The 17,569-nt window shown below is 73.2% G+C and carries 14 protein-coding genes; 3 read left to right on the top strand and 11 right to left on the bottom strand.

Annotation, left to right across the window (positions count from 1 at the left end; genetic code table 11):
* Positions 1 to 2: 2 nt before the first annotated feature.
* Together C2L58_RS29320 and C2L58_RS29310 are read right to left on the bottom strand one after the other, a co-directional pair.
* Positions 3 to 1,565, bottom strand: coding sequence for a DNA polymerase Y family protein (locus C2L58_RS29320; protein WP_199191513.1), 1,563 nt, complete (start codon positions 1,563 to 1,565; stop codon positions 3 to 5).
* A gap of 565 nt (positions 1,566 to 2,130) precedes the next feature.
* Positions 2,131 to 2,826 (bottom strand): hypothetical protein, encoded by a 696-nt coding sequence (locus C2L58_RS29310; protein WP_103340909.1) that lies wholly within the window; start codon positions 2,824 to 2,826, stop codon positions 2,131 to 2,133.
* Positions 2,827 to 3,148: 322 nt separating this feature from the next.
* Between C2L58_RS29310 and C2L58_RS29305 the strand changes: the two genes are divergently transcribed.
* Positions 3,149 to 3,637 carry a GNAT family N-acetyltransferase gene (locus C2L58_RS29305; protein ID WP_103340908.1) on the top strand — a complete coding sequence of 163 codons (489 nt, stop codon included), beginning with the start codon at positions 3,149 to 3,151 and terminating at the stop codon, positions 3,635 to 3,637.
* Between the two features lie 26 nt (positions 3,638 to 3,663).
* Positions 3,664 to 4,428 (top strand): hypothetical protein, encoded by a 765-nt coding sequence (locus tag C2L58_RS29300; protein WP_233226008.1) that lies wholly within the window; start codon positions 3,664 to 3,666, stop codon positions 4,426 to 4,428.
* Here the strand turns inward: C2L58_RS29300 and C2L58_RS29295 are convergent.
* The 9 genes from C2L58_RS29295 to C2L58_RS29255 form a co-directional block, all read right to left on the bottom strand.
* The gene (locus C2L58_RS29295) at positions 4,425 to 5,219 is read right to left on the bottom strand and encodes a hypothetical protein (protein WP_103340907.1); all 795 of its coding nucleotides are present in this window, start codon (positions 5,217 to 5,219) and stop codon (positions 4,425 to 4,427) included. The genes C2L58_RS29300 and C2L58_RS29295 overlap by 4 nt on opposite strands.
* A gap of 26 nt (positions 5,220 to 5,245) precedes the next feature.
* On the bottom strand, positions 5,246 to 6,814 hold the full coding sequence (gene purH / locus C2L58_RS29290) for a bifunctional phosphoribosylaminoimidazolecarboxamide formyltransferase/IMP cyclohydrolase (protein WP_103340906.1): 1,569 nt from the start codon (positions 6,812 to 6,814) through the stop codon (positions 5,246 to 5,248).
* A complete protein-coding gene (purN, locus tag C2L58_RS29285) occupies positions 6,804 to 7,421 on the bottom strand; it encodes a phosphoribosylglycinamide formyltransferase (RefSeq protein ID WP_103340905.1) in 618 nt (205 codons plus the stop codon). The genes purH and purN overlap by 11 nt, the downstream gene beginning before the upstream one ends.
* Positions 7,422 to 7,498: 77 nt before the next feature.
* Positions 7,499 to 8,992, bottom strand: coding sequence for a cell division protein PerM (locus C2L58_RS29280; RefSeq protein ID WP_103340904.1), 1,494 nt, complete (start codon positions 8,990 to 8,992; stop codon positions 7,499 to 7,501).
* A 153-nt stretch (positions 8,993 to 9,145) separates the two neighbouring features.
* Positions 9,146 to 9,940 carry a DUF5336 domain-containing protein gene (locus tag C2L58_RS29275; RefSeq protein ID WP_103340903.1) on the bottom strand — a complete coding sequence of 265 codons (795 nt, stop codon included), beginning with the start codon at positions 9,938 to 9,940 and terminating at the stop codon, positions 9,146 to 9,148.
* 206 nt (positions 9,941 to 10,146) lie between these two features.
* Positions 10,147 to 11,037, bottom strand: coding sequence for a succinate--CoA ligase subunit alpha (sucD, locus tag C2L58_RS29270; protein ID WP_103340902.1), 891 nt, complete (start codon positions 11,035 to 11,037; stop codon positions 10,147 to 10,149).
* A 2-nt stretch (positions 11,038 to 11,039) separates the two neighbouring features.
* Positions 11,040 to 12,209, bottom strand: coding sequence for an ADP-forming succinate--CoA ligase subunit beta (sucC, locus tag C2L58_RS29265; protein ID WP_103340901.1), 1,170 nt, complete (start codon positions 12,207 to 12,209; stop codon positions 11,040 to 11,042).
* A 118-nt stretch (positions 12,210 to 12,327) separates the two neighbouring features.
* Positions 12,328 to 12,651 carry a hypothetical protein gene (locus C2L58_RS29260; RefSeq protein WP_233226007.1) on the bottom strand — a complete coding sequence of 108 codons (324 nt, stop codon included), beginning with the start codon at positions 12,649 to 12,651 and terminating at the stop codon, positions 12,328 to 12,330.
* Positions 12,652 to 12,801: 150 nt separating this feature from the next.
* Positions 12,802 to 14,811: a hypothetical protein gene (locus tag C2L58_RS29255; RefSeq protein ID WP_103340899.1), complete on the bottom strand. Its 2,010-nt coding sequence runs from the start codon at positions 14,809 to 14,811 to the stop codon at positions 12,802 to 12,804.
* A gap of 1,055 nt (positions 14,812 to 15,866) precedes the next feature.
* Here C2L58_RS29255 and C2L58_RS29250 point away from each other — a divergent pair.
* Complete coding sequence (locus C2L58_RS29250) at positions 15,867 to 16,547, top strand: M23 family metallopeptidase (protein ID WP_103340898.1); 681 nt, start codon at positions 15,867 to 15,869, stop codon at positions 16,545 to 16,547.
* Positions 16,548 to 17,569 lie beyond the last annotated feature (1,022 nt).

Genomic DNA, 17,569 nt, shown 5'->3' with positions numbered 1-17,569 from the left:
GCTCAGTCGTACACTCCCTCGACCGTCCACAGTGGATTTTCCGTGCCCGCGCAGTGCACCAGCACCGCCTCGGGCGGCTCGTCCCCCTCACCGGCCAGCACCAGCTGCAGCCGCGCCCTCCGCGGGCCCGGGCGGCGGCGGTCGCCCGTCAGGGGCCACGGCCCCGCCCAGCCCACGACCTCGCGGCCCGCGCCGCCCGCGATGGTGAGGCGTCGCGGGGGCGCCGTGACCTGGTCGCGGGCCGTGATGCCGACGGCCCGGCCGCCGTCGTCGAAAACCTGCGCCGGTACCGGCCGGTCGAGGACCGTCGCCGGGGACGGGGACGGCAGCCGCCCCGGCCAGGTCGCGTCCGGCGGTGCCGTCCGCTCGCGCGGGTCGCCCCAGGGCACCAGCCGGACGCGGCCCGCGGGGTCGCGGCCGCCGTCGAGCACCGGGGTGAGCACGCCTTCGGGCCCGAGCAGGCCCTGGACCCGGACGAACGCGCGGGCGGCGCGCTCGTCGTCCTCGTCGGACCCGCCGTTGCGCCACAGGTCGAGCTGCAGCGACCGCCCTTCGACGACCTCCTCGGGTTCCAGCCGCAGCCGCACGACGCCGGACGTCGGACGCTGCCCGGGCGCGGCGCGCAGCCAGCCCTCGAACTGCCAGCGCACACGATCGGCGACGCCGGCGGGCGTCAGCGGTTCGGCGCACCGCCACGCCCGGCCGAGGTGTTCGCCTTCTTCGGTGACCGCGTAGATGCCGAGCCGCGTGCAGGCGAGGCCGTGCCCGGCGAGGCCCACGCAGAACCGCGTCGCGAGCCCCTTGGCGAGGAACGCCGCGACGTCGACCCGCTCGACAACGGGGTCGAACTCCTCGGCCAGCGCCAGTTCGGGCGGCGGTCGGCGACGCAGCGGCGGCCGTTCGGACCGGCCGCGCGCCAGCCGGTGGGCGAGCAGCCCGCCGGCACCGAAGCGATTGGCGACGTCACGTTCCGGCAGGGCGGCGAACGCACCGAGCGTCTTCAACCCGAGGCGGCGCAGCAGATCGACCAGCTCCGCGCGGTCGGCACCGGGCTGGTCGAGCTCGGTGACGGGAAGAGGGGCGAGGAATTCGGCAACCCGCCCGGGCGCGACGAACGCACCGCACCGCGCGGCGAGCGTCGCGGCGAACAGCCCCTCGGCGACACCGACCTGACACTCGACCCCGGCCGCGGCGGCGACCTCGTCGAGAAGCCGTTCGACGAGCGCGTGTTCCCCGCCGAAGTAGCCGGCGGCGCCTTCGACGGGAACGGCGACCAGCCCGGGCCGCACGACCTCGACCCCGACAACGAGCCCTTCGACGGCCCGCGCGACGGCTTCGAAGAGCCGCGCGTCCCGCCCGTCATCGGCGACGAAGACGGCGAGTTCCGGACAGTTCGACTGGGCATCCCGCCGCCGCATCCCCCGCCGGACACCATTCCGCCGGGCAACGGCGTTGCAGGCGACAACCCGGTTGGCGCTGAAGACGGCAACGGGCAGGGCGGCATCAACCCCACCAACGGCCGCAGCGGCGACGGCGGGCCAGTCCGGACACCAGAGGACGAGCATGCGGGCGGGGGTGTCGGGGGCGCTGCGCTGGGACGGGACGGTCACGTGACCTCCCGAACCCGCCCGCCACCCCGACGCGGGTGGGGGTGATGGAGTGGTCGGCTCGCGTGCCTGGATGGTCGGCTCGCGTACTCGGAGGGTCGGCCCGCGTACCCAGACGGTCGGCGCACGCATCCGGAGGGCCCGCCCGCGTGCAGCGAAGTTCGGCCCGCCCACCCGAAGGGGCGGCCTACGTACCCAGGCGGTCGGCTCGCGTTCCCAGACGGTCGGCTGGCGCACACGGACGGTCGGCCGGCGTGCCCAGGTGGTCGGCCCACGTACCCAGGCGGTCGGCTCGCGTCCCGGGACGGTCGGCCAGCGCACCCGGACGGTCGGCCGGCGTGCCCAGGTGGTCGGCCCACGTACCCAGGCGGTCGGCCAGCGAATCCGGAGGGTCGGTTCGCGTGATTGGGGAGGTGACTCGTGTGATTGGCCGGGCATCTCGCGTGACTGGAGAGGTCACACGCGTGATTGGCGGGGCATTGTGGGTGAGGGTGCAAGGTGGGGCGCGGGTGCGGGGTGGGGGTCATGCGGTGGCCTCGCGGAGTGCGGGGGTGGGGAGCGCCCGGGTGACCTCTCCGCCGGTGGCCGGGAGGTGGAGGTCCGCCGTGAGCGGGCGGGCCGCTGAGCCGCGGCCGCGGGCTCGGACCCGCACGCGACGGGACTCGAGGTGGCCGTACCCACCCGATGGGCCTGACCAGGGCTCACGACGGCACGACAGCTCCACGTCCGCTCCGGGCCAAGCCCCGGCCGACAACAGCACCGCGCCGCGGTGGCGAGCCCGGGCCGACAGCCGCCGGGCCAGCGCCGGCTGGAGCGTCTCCGACTGGACCGCCACCAGGTCGACGCCGTCCAGCAATGCCGCGATCACCGCCGGGAGCTCCGCCCCCGGATGCGGTACCAAGGCCAGGCGGCTGACGTCGACCCCGTACTCGGCCGCCGCCGCGATACCCAGGGACGGCATGCCGGCCACCGCCGCCCAGGAGCCCGCGGTCGTGGCCGCGGCGAGGAGGGCGAGCAGCAGCGAGGTGCCCCCGTGGACCGCCACCGTGCTCCCGCGCCGGAGCCCGGTGTCGGGCAGCAGCCCGGCCAGCGCCGGGACGACCGGGAGCACCCTTCCCGTCGTCCTGGCCCGCTCGGCCTGGGCCGCCACCCGGCTCGCCGTGCTGACCCCGGGCAGGGCCGCCAGCCGGGCCACCGGCGGCTCCACCACAGCAGTCACCGCACGCACCTCCCCACCACGGACTAGGGCCGGCGGTCGGGCCTCTCCCAAAACGCGACCGACGGCACTGGTTCGCCGCGGGGAAGGCGGCGGTTCCACGTCGAACGTCTGTTCGACTAAGACCAGTCAACCGCGAACCACCCGAGGTGTCAAGTCACCCACTAGTGGGGTGCGCGGCCTGGACGTCCACGCCCCCGGTCAGGGTGAACGCGACGTCGCGCACCAGTCGCAGGTGCGCGCCCAGCCAGGGCACCGGGGCATCGGTTCACCCCGCCACCGTAATGAATTTGCCCGCCCCGCCACCGGTCGCTAGACAGGCGGCGTGGAGCTCACCGACGCCCGCCCCGAAGACTGCCCCGAGCTGCTGGTCCTCCAGCGGTGCTGCTGGGTGCAGGAGGCCGTCCTCAACGACACCCTCGACATCCCCGCCCTGCACGAGACCCTCGAAGACGTCCGCGACTGGACGAAAACGTGGTCGGTGTGGGTGCTGCGGCAGGACCACCGGCTGATCGGCGCCGTGCGCGCCCGGCTGGACGGGGACTGCTGGGAGCTCGGCAGGCTGATGGTCGCGCCGGACCTCGCCGGGCGTGGGCTGGGTCGCCGGCTGCTCGCCCACGCCGAGGCGCAGGCGCCCGCGGAGGCCCGCCGGTTCGCCCTCTTCACCGGCGCGCGCAGCACCCGCAACATCGCGCTGTACCAGCGGGCCGGCTACCGGCTCACCGACGCGCCGGCGCCCGGCGGCCACATCGCCGGGGCGGTCTACCTGGAGAAGGACGTCACGCTGCGCGAAAAACCCGGTCCGGCCGCCTGACGCTGCGGCGTCGGCTAGATTCGCCGGTGGACTTGGGGGTGGCGATGACCGAACGGCGGAGACGGCCGATCGTGGCCGTCGCCTGCGCCGTCATCGCGGCGGCCGGAGCCCTCGCCGCCGGCTGCGGGGTTCCGGGTGCCACGGCCGCGGCCACGGCGCCGACGACCATCGGCGCCCAGTGGCGCTCGTTCCGCGCCGACGTCACCGGGATCCGCCCCGGTTCCGACGACCGCAGCCTCTTCGTGCAGGTCGCCTTGCCCGGCAACGACCCCGGCTGCGTCCAGGAGCCGCGGATCGAACAGGTCGTGGAAGCGAAGACCGACATCCGCGCGGACGTCGTCTACTCGACCCGCCCCGCGGCGGGCGGCTGCCAGGACAAGGTGCCCGCGGAACTGCGGCTGACGACGACCGGCCCGATCGCGGACCGGACGGTCATCCTCAACGCCGACACCGGCAACGCCTGGCACAAGCTGGGCGCGGGCTGGGGCCACTGCGACCGCCAGGGCACCTGTGCCCCGCCCGCCGACCACTGCGATCCGGCGTGGATCGGTGCCGCGGTGTCCGCCGCCGGTGCCGCCACCCCGGGCGCGACCCGCGCGTGCGTGCCGGACTGGCTGCTCCTCGACCTCCCGCAGCAGCGGTCCGAGCCGCCGTCCCGCACCGCCTTCCGCTGGAGCGACACGGGGTGGACGCCGTTCGCGACGGCCCGGTCCGCCGGCTGCGCGGAGATCCTGGCGGCCGAGCCGAAGTTCCCGGCCGCGCTCTGCAGGACGCTGCCCGCACCCGCCTAGCGCGGCAGCTTCTTGACGATCTCCGCGCCGACCGCCTGCACGGCGGCGTCGGTTTCCTCCTGCGGCATCGGCGAGTTCGAGAAGAATCCCTTGTCCCAGCCGGACACCTCGAGGATCACGACGGTCGTGCCCTTCAGGACGTGCAGTTCGGACCCGCTGAACGCGCTGTCGGTGGCGAGCCGGACCAGGACCGCCTTGTCGCCGATGCCGCGCACGTCCGTCGGCGGGAGCGCCGGCGCCTTCGGCTTGAACATGTCGTTCGCCTGCTCGCGCGCGCTCTCCCCCGAGTACCGGGTGATCTGGACGTGCATGGTGGCGTCGCGGACGTTCTCGTCCGGCCCCGGCTTCCAGCTGCAGCCCTGCTGCTTGATGGCCGGCAGGTCCTGGGTGCCCTGGCCGCCCAGGACGAAGCTCGGGAAACCCGCCTTCTCCAGCACCGGCGCCGGAACCTGGCACTCGGCGGGCACCGGCGACGACGGTGCCGCGCCGGTGCTCGCGAAGTAGTCGCCCGCGAAGATGCCCAGCGGAATGCCCGCGCCGAGCAGCACGACGACGCCGCCGATGATGCCGAGGATCAGCCCGGTCCGCTTCTTCTTCGGTGGCGGCACCGGCGCGCCGTATCCGGCGGGCGGGTAGCCGGGCGGCGGGTACCCCGGCTGCGGCGGATATCCGGGCTGCTGGGGATAGGCCGGTGGCGGATAACCCTGCTGCGGTGGGTACCCGGGCTGCTGCGGATAGCCCGGGTGCCCCTGCTGACCTTGACCTTGGCCGTACGGCGGCGGTTGCTGCATCGAGCCCTCCCCTCTCGAAGCGCGGGTCAGTGCGCGAAGTGGCGCGTCCCCGTCAGGTACATGGTGACGCCCGCCTTTTCCGCGGCCGCGATGACCTCGGGGTCGTGCACCGAGCCGCCGGGCTGCACGATCGCGCGCACGCCCGCCTCGGTCAGCACCTCAAGGCCGTCCGGGAACGGGAAGAACGCGTCCGACGCACCGACCGAACCCTTGGCCCGGTCACCCGCCCGGGCCACCGCGAGCCGCGACGAGTCGACCCGGTTGACCTGGCCCATGCCGACGCCGACGGTCGCGCCGCCGGTGGCCAGCAGGATCGCGTTCGACTTGACCGCGCGCAGCGAGCGCCACGCGAATTCGAGGTCGCGCAGGGTCTGCTCGTCGGCCGGGGCGCCGGTGGCGAGCGTCCAGTTCGCCGGGTCGTCGCCGGAAGCGTCGATGGCGTCGGCGGTCTGCAGCAGCACGCCACCGGAGATCGGGCGGAATTCGATCGGCGACGCCGGGGCGGCCGGCAGCTTCAGCAGCCGGATGTTCTTCTTGCGCTGCAGGATTTCCAGGGCCTCGGCGTCGAAGTCCGGGGCGAGCACGACCTCGGTGAAGACCTCGGCGATCTGCTCGGCGGCCTCGCGGCTGACCGGCCGGTTCGTCGCGATGACGCCGCCGTAGGCCGAAACCGGGTCGCACGCGTGCGCCTTGCGGTGCGCTTCGGCGACGTCGACGCCGATCGCGAGACCGCACGGGTTGGCGTGCTTGATGATCGCGACGGCGGGCTCGGCGAAGTCGTACGCGGCGCGGCGCGCGGCGTCGGTGTCGACGTAGTTGTTGTACGACATGGCCTTGCCGTGCAGCTGCTCGGCGTGCGCCAGGCCGGGCCGCTCGCTCTTGTACAGCGCGGCCTTCTGGTGCGGGTTCTCGCCGTAGCGCAGGACGTCGGCGCGTTCCCAGGTGGCGCCGAGGAAGTCCGGGAAGCCGGCGTCGGCAGCGTCTTCGTCGGGGGCGTACGCGCTGGCGAACCACGAGGCGACAGCCGTGTCGTACGCCGCCGTGTGCGCGTACGCCTGGGCGGCGAGGCGCTTGCGGTCCGCGAACTCGAAGCCGCCGCCGGCGACGCGCTCGAGCACCCAGCCGTAGCGGGCCGGGTCGACGACGACCGCGACGCTGCCGTGGTTCTTCGCCGCCGCGCGGACCATGGCCGGGCCGCCGATGTCGATGTTCTCGACGCAGTCCTCCGGGCTCGCGCCGGACGCGACGGTCTGCGCGAACGGGTACAGGTTCACGACGAGCAGGTCGAACGCCGCGATGTCCAGCTTGCGCAGCTGCTCGACGTGGTCGGGGTTGCCCTGGTCGGCCAGCAGCCCGGCGTGCACGTGCGGGTGCAGCGTCTTGACGCGGCCGTCCAGCGACTCCGGGAAACCGGTGACCTGCTCGACCGGCGTGACCGGGACCCCGGCGTCGGCGATGGCCTTCGCCGTGCCGCCGGTGGAGACGATCTCGACGCCGGCCGCGTGCAGGCCGGTCGCGAGGTCCAGGAGGCCCGCCTTGTCCGAGACGCCGATCAGCGCCCGGCGGACCGGGCGCCGTCCCAGGTCAGTGCTCACGAAATGTCACCTTTCGTCCGTCCACGGTGGAGCCACCGCGGCCGAGTCGCTCGATCGTTTCCACCAGCAGCCTGCGTTCGACGGCCTTGATCCGTTCGTGCAGGACGTTTTCGTCGTCGTCGCTCTCCACGACGACCGCCTCCTGGGCGATGATCGGCCCGGTGTCGACCCCGGCGTCCGCGAAGTGCACGGTCGAGCCGGTGACCTTGACCCCGGCGTCGAGGGCGTCGCGGACCGCGTGCATCCCGGGGAAGGACGGGAGCAGCGCCGGGTGCGTGTTGATCACCGTGAAGCGGCCGAGGAACTGCTCTCCGAGGATCTTCATGAACCCCGCGGAGACGACCAGGTCGGGCCGGTACGCCGCGACGGCCTCGGTCAGCGCCTTGTCCCAGGCGGCGCGGTCGGGGTGGTCGGCGACGCGGACGGTGAACGACGGGATGCTCAGGCGCTCGGCGCGGGTGAGGGCCTCGATGCCGGTGCGGTCGGCGCCGACGGCGACGACCTTGGCCGGGAAGCCGGACCGCCCGGTGGCGTCCAGCACCGCCTGCAGGAGGGTGCCGGAGCCCGACGCGAGCACGACGAGCTTCACCGGAGTGGGCAGGTCCAACCGTTGAGACAGAGCGGGCTCCTTGCCGCGGGCGGTGCGCAGCCGGGCGCACGGCGCTTCACCAGGTCACGTAAACCCTAACGGTCGCCCTCGTCCGGCTCGACGTCGCCGCAGGTCTCGGTGCCTCCGGTCACAGCGCAACCGGGTTCGGGGGCCGCGTCGGGGACGTCTTCGGCCGGTTCTTCGAGCCCGAGCTCGGCGTCGGCCTCGGCTTCGAACTCCGCGTCCTCGGCGGAAATCTCCTCGTCCTCTTCGGACGCTTCGGAGTTCTCGGCGGCTTCAGCCGCTTCGAGTTCCTCGACGGCTTCGGCCGCTTCTTCGGCGTCGACGTCGTCGGCGTCCTGGAAGGCCTCGTTGTCTTCGAGCGCTTCGGGCGGCGGAGCGGGCGGCTCGTGCTCGCCCGCGAAGAACGTGACGAACGACCCCGGGATGACGATCCAGCAGAACGCGACGATCGAAGCGACGCCGACCGGGACGCTCACCGGGTCGAACGGGCCGTCGCCGAGGCGGCCGCCGGCCAGCGTGCCCAGCACGACGCAGCCGAGCGCGACGACGGCACCGGCGACCGCGACCGCGCGGATGCGCTGCGCCGGATCGGCGTCGGCCTTGCGCAGCGACCAGCCGGCCAGCGCGCCGGCCGCCGCGGGCAGCACCAGCAGCGCCGGCCACCAGGCCGCGTGGTGCTCGGGCAGGCCGCCGAGCAGCGGGACGCCGGGCACGGCGCCGCCGCGGTAGGCGAACACGCTGACGGAGAGCGGCCCGATCGAGAACCCGGGCCCGGTGATGAAGGACAGCGCGGCCGTCACGGCGTTCGGCAGGTACAGCAGCGAGAGCAGGAAGAGCCCGGAACTGGTGCCGAAACCGGGTTCGTAGGTGCCGGACACCGTCGTCCACGACAGCCCGGTCGCGACGGTGAACACGGCGGCGCCGCCGGCCACCAGGATCGCCAGGCTCATCGCGCCGACGCGCAGCCCGCGCAGCGCGAGCGCGTCGACGCGGTCGGCGACGGCGTCCGGCAGCCCGCACGACCGGGTGATGCCCGCGCACGAAGCCGCGGCGGCAAGCAGCCCGGGCACGGCGAAGGCGGCCACCGGGTTCGCCGTCACCGGCGAGCCCTGGGCGCAGAGCGCGACGACGAGCCCGAACACCGCGTGCGCACCGGTGATCGTGAGCAGCACCGGCCGGGCTTCGCGGAACGTCCGGCAGCCGAGGCGGCGCGCGGCGCCGGACGCCGTCCGCGCGGCGAGCGCGACGACACCCAGCGTCGGCAGCAGCGGCAGGAACCCGAGAGGGTGACCGCCGATCCCCAGGCGCACCTGGTGCGCGGCGAGCCAGCCGGGCCCGGCGGCCAGCAGCACGCCGGTGTCGGAGAAGGCGGTGCGGCCGGCGGTGAGGGCGACCAGGGCCAGCACGGTCGCGACGGCGGCGTAGCCGGTGACCAGCGGGCCGAGGGCGGCGGCGAGCAGCACGCGCAGCCAGGACACCGGGGCGGGTTCGACGCCGGATCCGGGCTCGCCCACCGCTTCACCCGGCGGGTGGGGGTCGTCGGTGAGCAGGTCCATGATCCGCACCCTGGCATCCGGGCTGCTCCGTCCGGGTGAGCCACGCCGCCGCCGGGCGCGGGAGCTCACCCGGTCGGGTCTCCCCCGACGCAAAACACCCGCTGTGACACCGGGTGTCACAGCGGGTGTTCGAAGTGGGGCTGTGTTCGAAGTGGGGCTGCGTCAGTTCGACTTGCCGAAGCCACCGGGCGGCGTGCCCGGGTTCTCCGGCGGCGGCTGCTGGAAGAACTGGCCCTGCTGCGGGGCGTACGTCGTGGCCTGCTGCCCCGGCGGCGGCGTGGTCGACGGCGGGTTGGGCGAGCCGTACTGGCCCGGCTGCGAGAACGGCGCCGACGGCTCGCCGGTGGGGGCGACCGGGCCCGACCCGTGGCCCGGCTGGCCGAACTGCTGACCGGACTGGCCGAACTGCTGCTGCCCCGGCTGTCCCGGCTGGCCGTACTGGCCGCCGTAGGACGGCGCGGCGGGCTTCGGCGACGGCGGCTTGATGACGTCGTGCGCGATCAGCAGCGCGCCGACCGCGACCAGCATCTGCAGGATCCCCAGGATCAGGATGACGGTGACGATGCCGGGCGAAGTCTGGAGCCCGACGAGGGTGTCCAGGACCTCGAGCGCGCCGAGGACGCTGAACAGCGCCGCGAACGGCAGCGTCTTCGGGCCCTTGGGCAGCGCGTGCAGCGCGGCGAGCAGGCCACCGCCGAGCAGGAACGTTCCGCCGAGGCCGACTTCACCGTTGTCGGAGAAGCCGAGGAAGTACTGCACCAGGCCGAGGCCGGCGACGACCAGGGCGAGCAGCAGCGGCAGGTTCTGCGGCAGGCCCGCCCCGCCGGAGGGCGCCTGGTGCGAATGCGGCTGCGGCTGCTGTTGTTGCTGCGATGGGAAGCTGCTGGACGGCGGTCCGGGGGGCTGCTGGCCGCCACCCTGCTGGGGGTAGCCGGGCCCACCGCTGGGGAAGGTCATCGGATGCACTCCTGTCGGTTCGACCGGCACTCCGGGCGCGCGGGCTCCCGGAAGAAGACGAGGCGGCTTGTGTGCGCAGAACGCTAGCGCACTCCACGGCCGTCAGCCCACCAGACGTGTGAATCTCCCGCGCGGTTCCGGCCGGAACGAGGAAAGGCCGGGCACCTTGTGGGTGCCCGGCCTCACCAGGAGTTACGTCGTCAACCTCAGCCGAGGTTGTTGTACAGCTCACGCGCGAGCACGGCGGTCTCGCTCGGGGTCTTGCCGACCTTGACGCCGGCGGCCTCGAGGGCCTCCTTCTTCGCGGCCGCCGTGCCGGAGGAGCCGGAGACGATGGCGCCCGCGTGGCCCATGGTCTTGCCCTCGGGCGCGGTGAAGCCCGCGACGTAACCGACGACCGGCTTCGTCACGTTCTCCTTGATGTAGGCCGCGGCGCGCTCTTCGGCGTCGCCACCGATCTCGCCGATCATCACGATGACCTTGGTCTCGGGGTCCGCCTCGAACGCCTCGAGGGCGTCGATGTGCGTGGTGCCGATGATCGGGTCACCGCCGATGCCGACCGCGGTGGAGAAACCGATGTCCCGCAGCTCGTACATCATCTGGTAGGTCAGCGTGCCGGACTTCGACACGAGGCCGATCTGGCCCGGGCCGGAGATGTCGGCCGGGATGATGCCGGCGTTCGACTTGCCCGGGCTGATCACGCCGGGGCAGTTCGGCCCGATGATCCGGGTCGTGTTCCCCTTGGCGACCGCGTGCGCCCAGAAGTAGGCCGAGTCGTGCACCGGGATGCCCTCGGTGATGACGACTGCTAGGGGGATCTCGGCGTCGATCGCCTCGACGACCGCGTCCTTCGCGAACTTCGGCGGCACGAAGATGACCGACACGTCGGCGCCGGTCTCCTTGATGGCCTCTTCGACCGTGCCGAAGACCTTGAGGTCCTTGCCCTCGACGGTGACGGTCTGGCCGGCCTTGCGGGCGTTGACGCCGCCCACGATGTTCGTGCCGGACTTCAGCATCTTGGTCGCGTGCTTCATGCCCTCGGAGCCGGTGAGCCCCTGCACGATGACCTTGCTGTTCTCGTTCAGGAAGATCGACATCTTCACGCACCTGCCGCGGCGAGCTCGGCAGCCTTGTCGGCCGCGTTGTCCATTGTGTCCACCACGGTGACCAGCGGGTGGTTCGCGTCGGCCAGGATCTGGCGACCCTCGACGACGTTGTTGCCGTCCAGGCGGACGACCAGCGGCTTGGCGGCCTCGTCGCCCAGGATCTTCAGGGCCTCGACGATGCCGTTCGCCACCGCGTCGCAGGCGGTGATGCCGCCGAAGACGTTGACGAAGACGCTCTTCACGTCGGAGTCGTTGAGGATGACGTCCAGCCCGGCCGCCATGACCTCGGCCGACGCGCCGCCGCCGATGTCGAGGAAGTTCGCCGGCTTCACGCCGCCGTGCTTCTCGCCCGCGTACGCCACGACGTCCAAAGTGGACATGACGAGGCCCGCGCCGTTGCCGATGATGCCGACCTGGCCGTCGAGCTTGACGTAGTTGAGGTTCTTGGCCTTGGCCTTCGCCTCGAGCGGGTTCTCCGCGTCCTTGTCCACCAGGGCCTCGTGGCCCGGCTGGCGGAAGTCCGCGTTCTCGTCGAGGGTGACCTTGCCGTCGAGGGCGATGATCTTGTCCTGCGGGTCGCGGACCAGCGGGTTGACCTCGACCAGGGTGGCGTCCTCGGAGACGAAGGTCTCCCAGAGCTTCACCACGACGTCGGCGGCTTCGTCGATGATGTCGGCCGGGAAGTTGCCGGCCTTCAGGATCTCGAGCGCCTTCGCCTTGTCGACACCGGTGATCGAGTCGACCGGGATCTTGGCGAGCGCCTCGGGGCGCTCGACGGCGAGCTGCTCGATCTCCATGCCGCCCTCGGAGGACGCCATCGCCAGGAAGGTCCGGTTGGACCGGTCCAGCAGGAAGGAGAAGTAGTACTCGGACGCGATGTCCGAGGCTTCGGCCACGAGCACGCGACGCGTGATGTGGCCCTTGATGTCGAGGCCGAGGATGGCTTCCGCCTTCTCCTTCGCCTCGTCCGGGGTCTGGGCCAGCTTGACGCCGCCCGCCTTGCCGCGGCCGCCGACCTTCACCTGCGCCTTGACGACGACCTGGTTACCGATCTGCTCCGCGGCGGCCTTGGCTTCTTCGGGGGTGCTAGCCACCGAGCCCGGCAGAACCGGTACTCCGTGGGCGGCGAAGAGATCCCTCGCCTGGTACTCGTAGAGGTCCACTACTCCAGTCTCCTGACGACACGCCACTGCAGGTGGTCCGCGACCGGACCGCGCTGTCGGACCAGTCGAGGTTAGCGACCTGCGCAGACGCAGGGGACTCCGCACCTGGTGAAGTCGGTCACCGTACGCGGTCAGACGGTGCTTCACCGGTGTGAGACCGCCCACCGGCGAGCCGTTTCACCACTTCCGAGGCGGTCTCGGCGGTGAAGACGGGGACACCCCCGAGCGCGTCCTCGAGGTCTCCGGGCGGGGCGGCGCCGAGCACGCCGACCGCGTCCGGGTCCTCTTGGTCGGCGGTGCGGAGGATCTGTTCGACGGTGGCCACGGGCCCGGCGTGGACGACCTCCACGCCGTCGTCGCGCAGAGCGCGGCCCAGCGCGACGGCGGCCGGGTCGGGACGGGTGAACTCGACGAGCAGCACCCGCAGCCGGTCACGACGCACGGCGTTCACGGTGCACGGCCTTCCCCGGGCGCGCGGCCTTCCCCGGATGCGCGGCGTTCAGGGCGTTCCTCGGGCGCGGCGTTCACGGCGCATCGCGTTCCCCGGGCGCGCGGCGTCCAGGGCGCATCGCGTTCCCCGGACGCACCGCGTTCACGGCCGTCCTCCGGGCGCGCGGCGTTCACGGCCTTCCGCGGGCGTGCGGCGTTCCCCGGCTGGGGACCTGCCGGCGGCCGACATGCCGGCGGCGGCGAGCAACGCGGCCGTGGCGGCGAGCGCGACCCAGAACCCGGCGGCCGGGCTCGCCCCACCGAGCGAGCCGCCGACGAGCGGCAGCTCCGCGGCGTGCAGCGCGGTCAGCAGGGCGGCGCCGGCGAGCAGGGCGGCCGCCGGCTTCGGCCGGGACCGCGTCGCGAGCGCGGCCGCGCCGACGACGACCGCGGCGGCGGTCAGCAGGCCCCACGACGGCGTGTCGAGGTGGGACCAGAGGCCGGCGGCGACGTAGCCGGGAACGGCGAAGACGGGCAGCCCGAACGCGGCGACGGCCAGGATCGCCCCGGCCGCGGCGGGCGTGAGCGTCCGGTGGTCCGGCTCGGTGTCGTCCCCGGCGTCTTCGCGTTCGACGACACCGGTGCCGACGGCGGCGAGCGCAGCGAGGGCGGCGAGCACGAGCGCGGCGAACGTCCAGGCGGCGCCGGCGCCGAGGTCGTAGCTGAAGACGGGGGCGGCCGCGCCCCCGAAGCCGGCGAGGTTGCCGGCCTGGGTGGCGGTCAGTGCGGTGTTGAGGACGGCCGTGCCGGCCAGGACGATCCCCGCCCAGGCAACCCCGAGCACGGGCCGCGCGACGGCGGCGGTCTTCGGCACGAGCACACCGGCGGCGGGGACGGCGAGCACCAGCGCGGCGACGAGGAGGAACCAGCGCGCGGGACTGTCGGCGGCGGCGCTGACCGGCGTGGTGGCGCCCGGGTTCAGCGCGGTGACGGCGACCTGCGGTGCGAAGGCGCCGACGAGCGCGGCGACGACGGTGGCGAGACCGAGCAGGCCGGTGGTGAGCCGCCACCAGAAGAGGCCGGGGAGCTTGGCGCTGCCGGCGAGGTCGGTTTCGGCGTTTTCGGTGCGTTCGGTCAGCCGCGTGCCCGCGAGGCCGGCGACGATGGCCGTCGCGACGAGCGCGAGCGCGGGTCCCCAGGTGACGTGCAGATCATCCCGGAAGAGCCCGGCGAGAACGGGCGGCGCGGCCACCCCGAAGGCGGCGGCGGCCAGCCCGGCGAGAGCACCCCGCGCGACGTGCTCGGCCGGAGCGGCGAGCGCGAGCACGGCGGCCAGCGGCAGGGCGGCGGCGATCAGGAGGTACCCGCCGAGCGCGGGCCAGGGGCCTTCGAAGGCGGCGCGGGCGAGCAGGAAGCCGTTGTCGGAGTGGACGGGCGCGGTGAGCAGCCCCGCCCCGGCGACGACGGCGAGCAGCGGGACGAGCAGCCGCCACCGCCGTCGTTCGGGTTCGTCGTGGTTCCGGAGGGCCCGCCAGGCGACGACCCCGGCGGCCGCGGTCAAGACGTGCCCGGCGACGAGCAACCAGAACCCGCCACCGACGGCGGAGCTGCCGAGGAACCGGTCGGGCAGGTAGAGCTCGGGCCGGATGGTGAGCGGACCGTTGGCGGCGAACTGCAGGTCGAGGACCAGCCGCCCGGGAGCGAGGGCGGCCAGGCCGAGGACGAGGCCACCGCCGAGGCCGGGTTTCCCGACGGCGGCGAACCAGATGGCGGCGACGGCGGGCGCGAGGGCAAGGAGGGCGAGCCAAGGCCAGCTGATGAACCCGGGCCCGGCGGCGGGCGAGACGGGAACGACGGCGGCTGCAGCGAGTGAGACGGCGCCGAGAGCGGCCAGGATCAGGGCGGTTTTCAGGGCGGTGGACGGGTGGGTTTCCGCGTCGTCGGCCCAGAGGTCTCTGTCGTTGCTGGTTGAGGATTGTGGCGCGGTGCGCTGGGCTGCCGGCTTTGGCTGCGGCGGGTTGCCGGACGGGCGGGCAGTTCGGCCGGGGGACGCGGGCTTGGCGGAATCGCCTGCGGGGGCGGCGGAAACTCCGGGCGTGCTCCCCGCAGCGGGTACCGGCCGTGTTGGCTCGCCGGGCTGGTCGGGGTGCGGTACGCCTCCCGCGGCAGGCACCGGGCGCGTCGGCTCACCGGACTGGCCAGGCCGGTCAGCGCCAGCGGAACCAGCCGCAAACGCACCGGAGCTTCCGGGCGCACCGGCCATGCCTCCTGCTGCGGGCACCGGGCGCGTCGGCTTACCGGACTGGCCAGGCTGGCCGGGGTCGGCGGAACCGCCCACAGATGCAGCCGAAACTCCGGGCGCACCGGCCGCAGGCACAGGGCGCGTCGGCTCGCCGGACCGGCTGGCTCCGGTGGAACCGCTCGCAGACCCACCAGAGACGCCGGGCGCACTCGGCGCGCTGCCGGCGGCGGGTACCGGGCGCGTCGGTGCGTCGGAACCTTGTTGACTCCGGCCCGTGCCCGGGGCGTCCGGCTTGGGGTGGCCCGGACCGGCTGCCGGTGGGCTCGGGGCCGCCTTGCCCGGACCTGGTGGCTCGGGTTCTCGGCGGGGGCCGGGGGTGCTTCCGGTGGGGGGCTCTGCGCGTGGGGGCATATTGCCCGCGACGCTAGCAAGCTCGCGCCGCCCGGGAGCCGTGGCGGGGCGCGAGTCGTCGGATGCGCTTCAACCCTCCGCCGCAATTCGTTATTCCGGCCTTCGGCGGCCCAAGGGGGCCTTCGGAGACCCCTGAAGGCCCCGTTGGGCCTTTCGGTGGACCTTCACCACCCGTCAAGCCTGTAAGGCAAGTCACACCGAACGCCGTAAACCCCCTCTAACTTTGGGTGATTTACACAGGTGAGCGGGGTGCCGGTTCCACCCGATCGGCCGACAGCGGGGGCACGCCTTGCCGACAGCGGTACCCCTTCGTTACTGTCCCGGGGTCCCCATTACAGTCAGGTCACGAAGTAGGACGCGAGCAAACCACCCCCGAGGTTGGCTCACCGGGTTCCCCCGCCCACAGTCCTCGACCCGGCTCCCCGACGATGGAAGGCCCTGTCTTGGCTTCACACCGCTCCCCCGGCGGCCAAGCTCCTTCCCCGGCATTGAAGGACGCACTGGAAGGTGCGGTCGTTCGTGTCCGGGGTGCGCACCGCATCGCCCCGCCCTCTTCGGCCCTTCGCGGCCGTGTCGTGGTTGCCGCTGTTGCGGCTGGTGCGTTCGCCGCTGCTGCTGCGGGCTCGACCCTCAAGACAGTCACCGATTCCGACACCGCCATCACGCCGCTGGCCAACAGCCAGGACGCCAGCGCTTCGCTGACCGCGGGAGGTGCGGGCTCCGGGGGCGCTCCGGAACTCCTGCCCACCGGCCACACCGTCGACGCCTCCGCCGAAGCCGCGAAGCTCGCTGACAGCGCTTCTGTCACGCAGGCTCGCGAGCAGCGTGAAGCCGACGCCGCCAAGAAGGCCGCCGAAGAAGCTTCCCGCCCCAAGACCTGCCTGCCCGCGCACGGCACCTTCACCTCGGGCTTCGGTGCCCGCTGGGGCACGAGCCACCTCGGCATCGACATCGCCAACGCCATCGGCACCCCGATCTACGCCGCCTCCGACGGCACCGTGATCGAGGCCGGCCCCGCCAGCGGCTTCGGCCTCTGGGTGCGCGTCCAGCTCGACGACGGCACGATCCAGGTCTACGGCCACATGAACAGCTTCTCCGTCAAGGAGGGCCAGAAGGTCAAGTGCGGCCAGCAGATCGCCGAGATCGGCAACCGCGGCCAGAGCACCGGCCCGCACCTGCACTTCGAGGTGTGGCAGAACGGCACCAAGAAGATCGACCCCCGGCCCTGGCTGGCCGCGCGCGGCATCGTTCTCTGATCCGTTCGCTCCCCGCGCGGGAGCAGGCACCACCAGCGCGTACGACAGCGGAAACCCGGCCGTAGAGCGACTACCCGCTCCGGCCGGGCCACCGTGGGCAGCGGCAACCGGCGAAGAGCGCTGAGAACACGCGCTCCGCTGAGCCGCTCGTACGCTGAAACCGGTCACAAGATCAAGGTTGGCCGCTCCGGGCCAACCACAAACACTCATATCGGGTGAGTCTTCGCTCCCCGCCCACGGCCGCCGGACGCCATCGAGCGGTTCCGGCGAAGTCCCGGAGCCGACCGCGCAGACGCTGTTCGGACGCAGCCCGTCCAGGTCGATCTCACCCGGCAGCGGAAACGCCCCAGGCCGCCGCGAATCCCCGTCGGCGTCCGCAGCCACGGAAGATCCGCTCCAGGTCGCCCACAGGCGCCTCAGCGCCCGCAACCGCCTACCGCTGCCCGCCCGGTAACCGGCGGATGAAGTAGGCCACCGCGACCTGCCACACCGAGCACAGCTCCGCCGGCCGCCGGACCGGCAGCCAGCCCCAGGGCACGGCTCCCCCCGCGCCCCCCGCGGAGCGGACACGCGCGGCACTCCGGGCTCTGGTCGTCCAGCGGCGTCCCCGGCCGCAGGTGACACAGCGCCCGTCCGCGCCGAGCTCGTGCTGCCTGAGCAGCGCTCGCCAGGCGGCGGCCAGCCGGCACGCCTCCGCTCCCGCACGCGAAGAAGTTCCCGAAGCCCCCGAAGGTTCCCGACCCCGATCCGGAACCGTCGACCCCAGGACTCCTCGCAGGTATTTTTGTACCCCTTCGGCCAGCAGCCCAAACAGCACCGCGTCCACACCGCATTACCCCCTCCGTCGAACCTTTGTTCGATCGCGGGGTCAGTTCTACCGGGTGGGTACGACGATTCCGGCGGCGATCGGGGAGATCGCCGCCGGATTCACTCGGACGAGTGGCGCTAGATGTGATGTTCAGGGACGTTGTCCCGAGTTGAGGTGACCGGTGACGGCCTGTCGTGCAGACAGGTGAAGGCCT

Source organism: Amycolatopsis sp. CA-126428 (assembly GCF_002904335.1).
GTDB lineage: Bacteria > Actinomycetota > Actinomycetes > Mycobacteriales > Pseudonocardiaceae > Amycolatopsis.
Note: the sequence above shows the minus strand (reverse complement) of the source record. Positions and strands in the feature narration are given on the sequence as shown.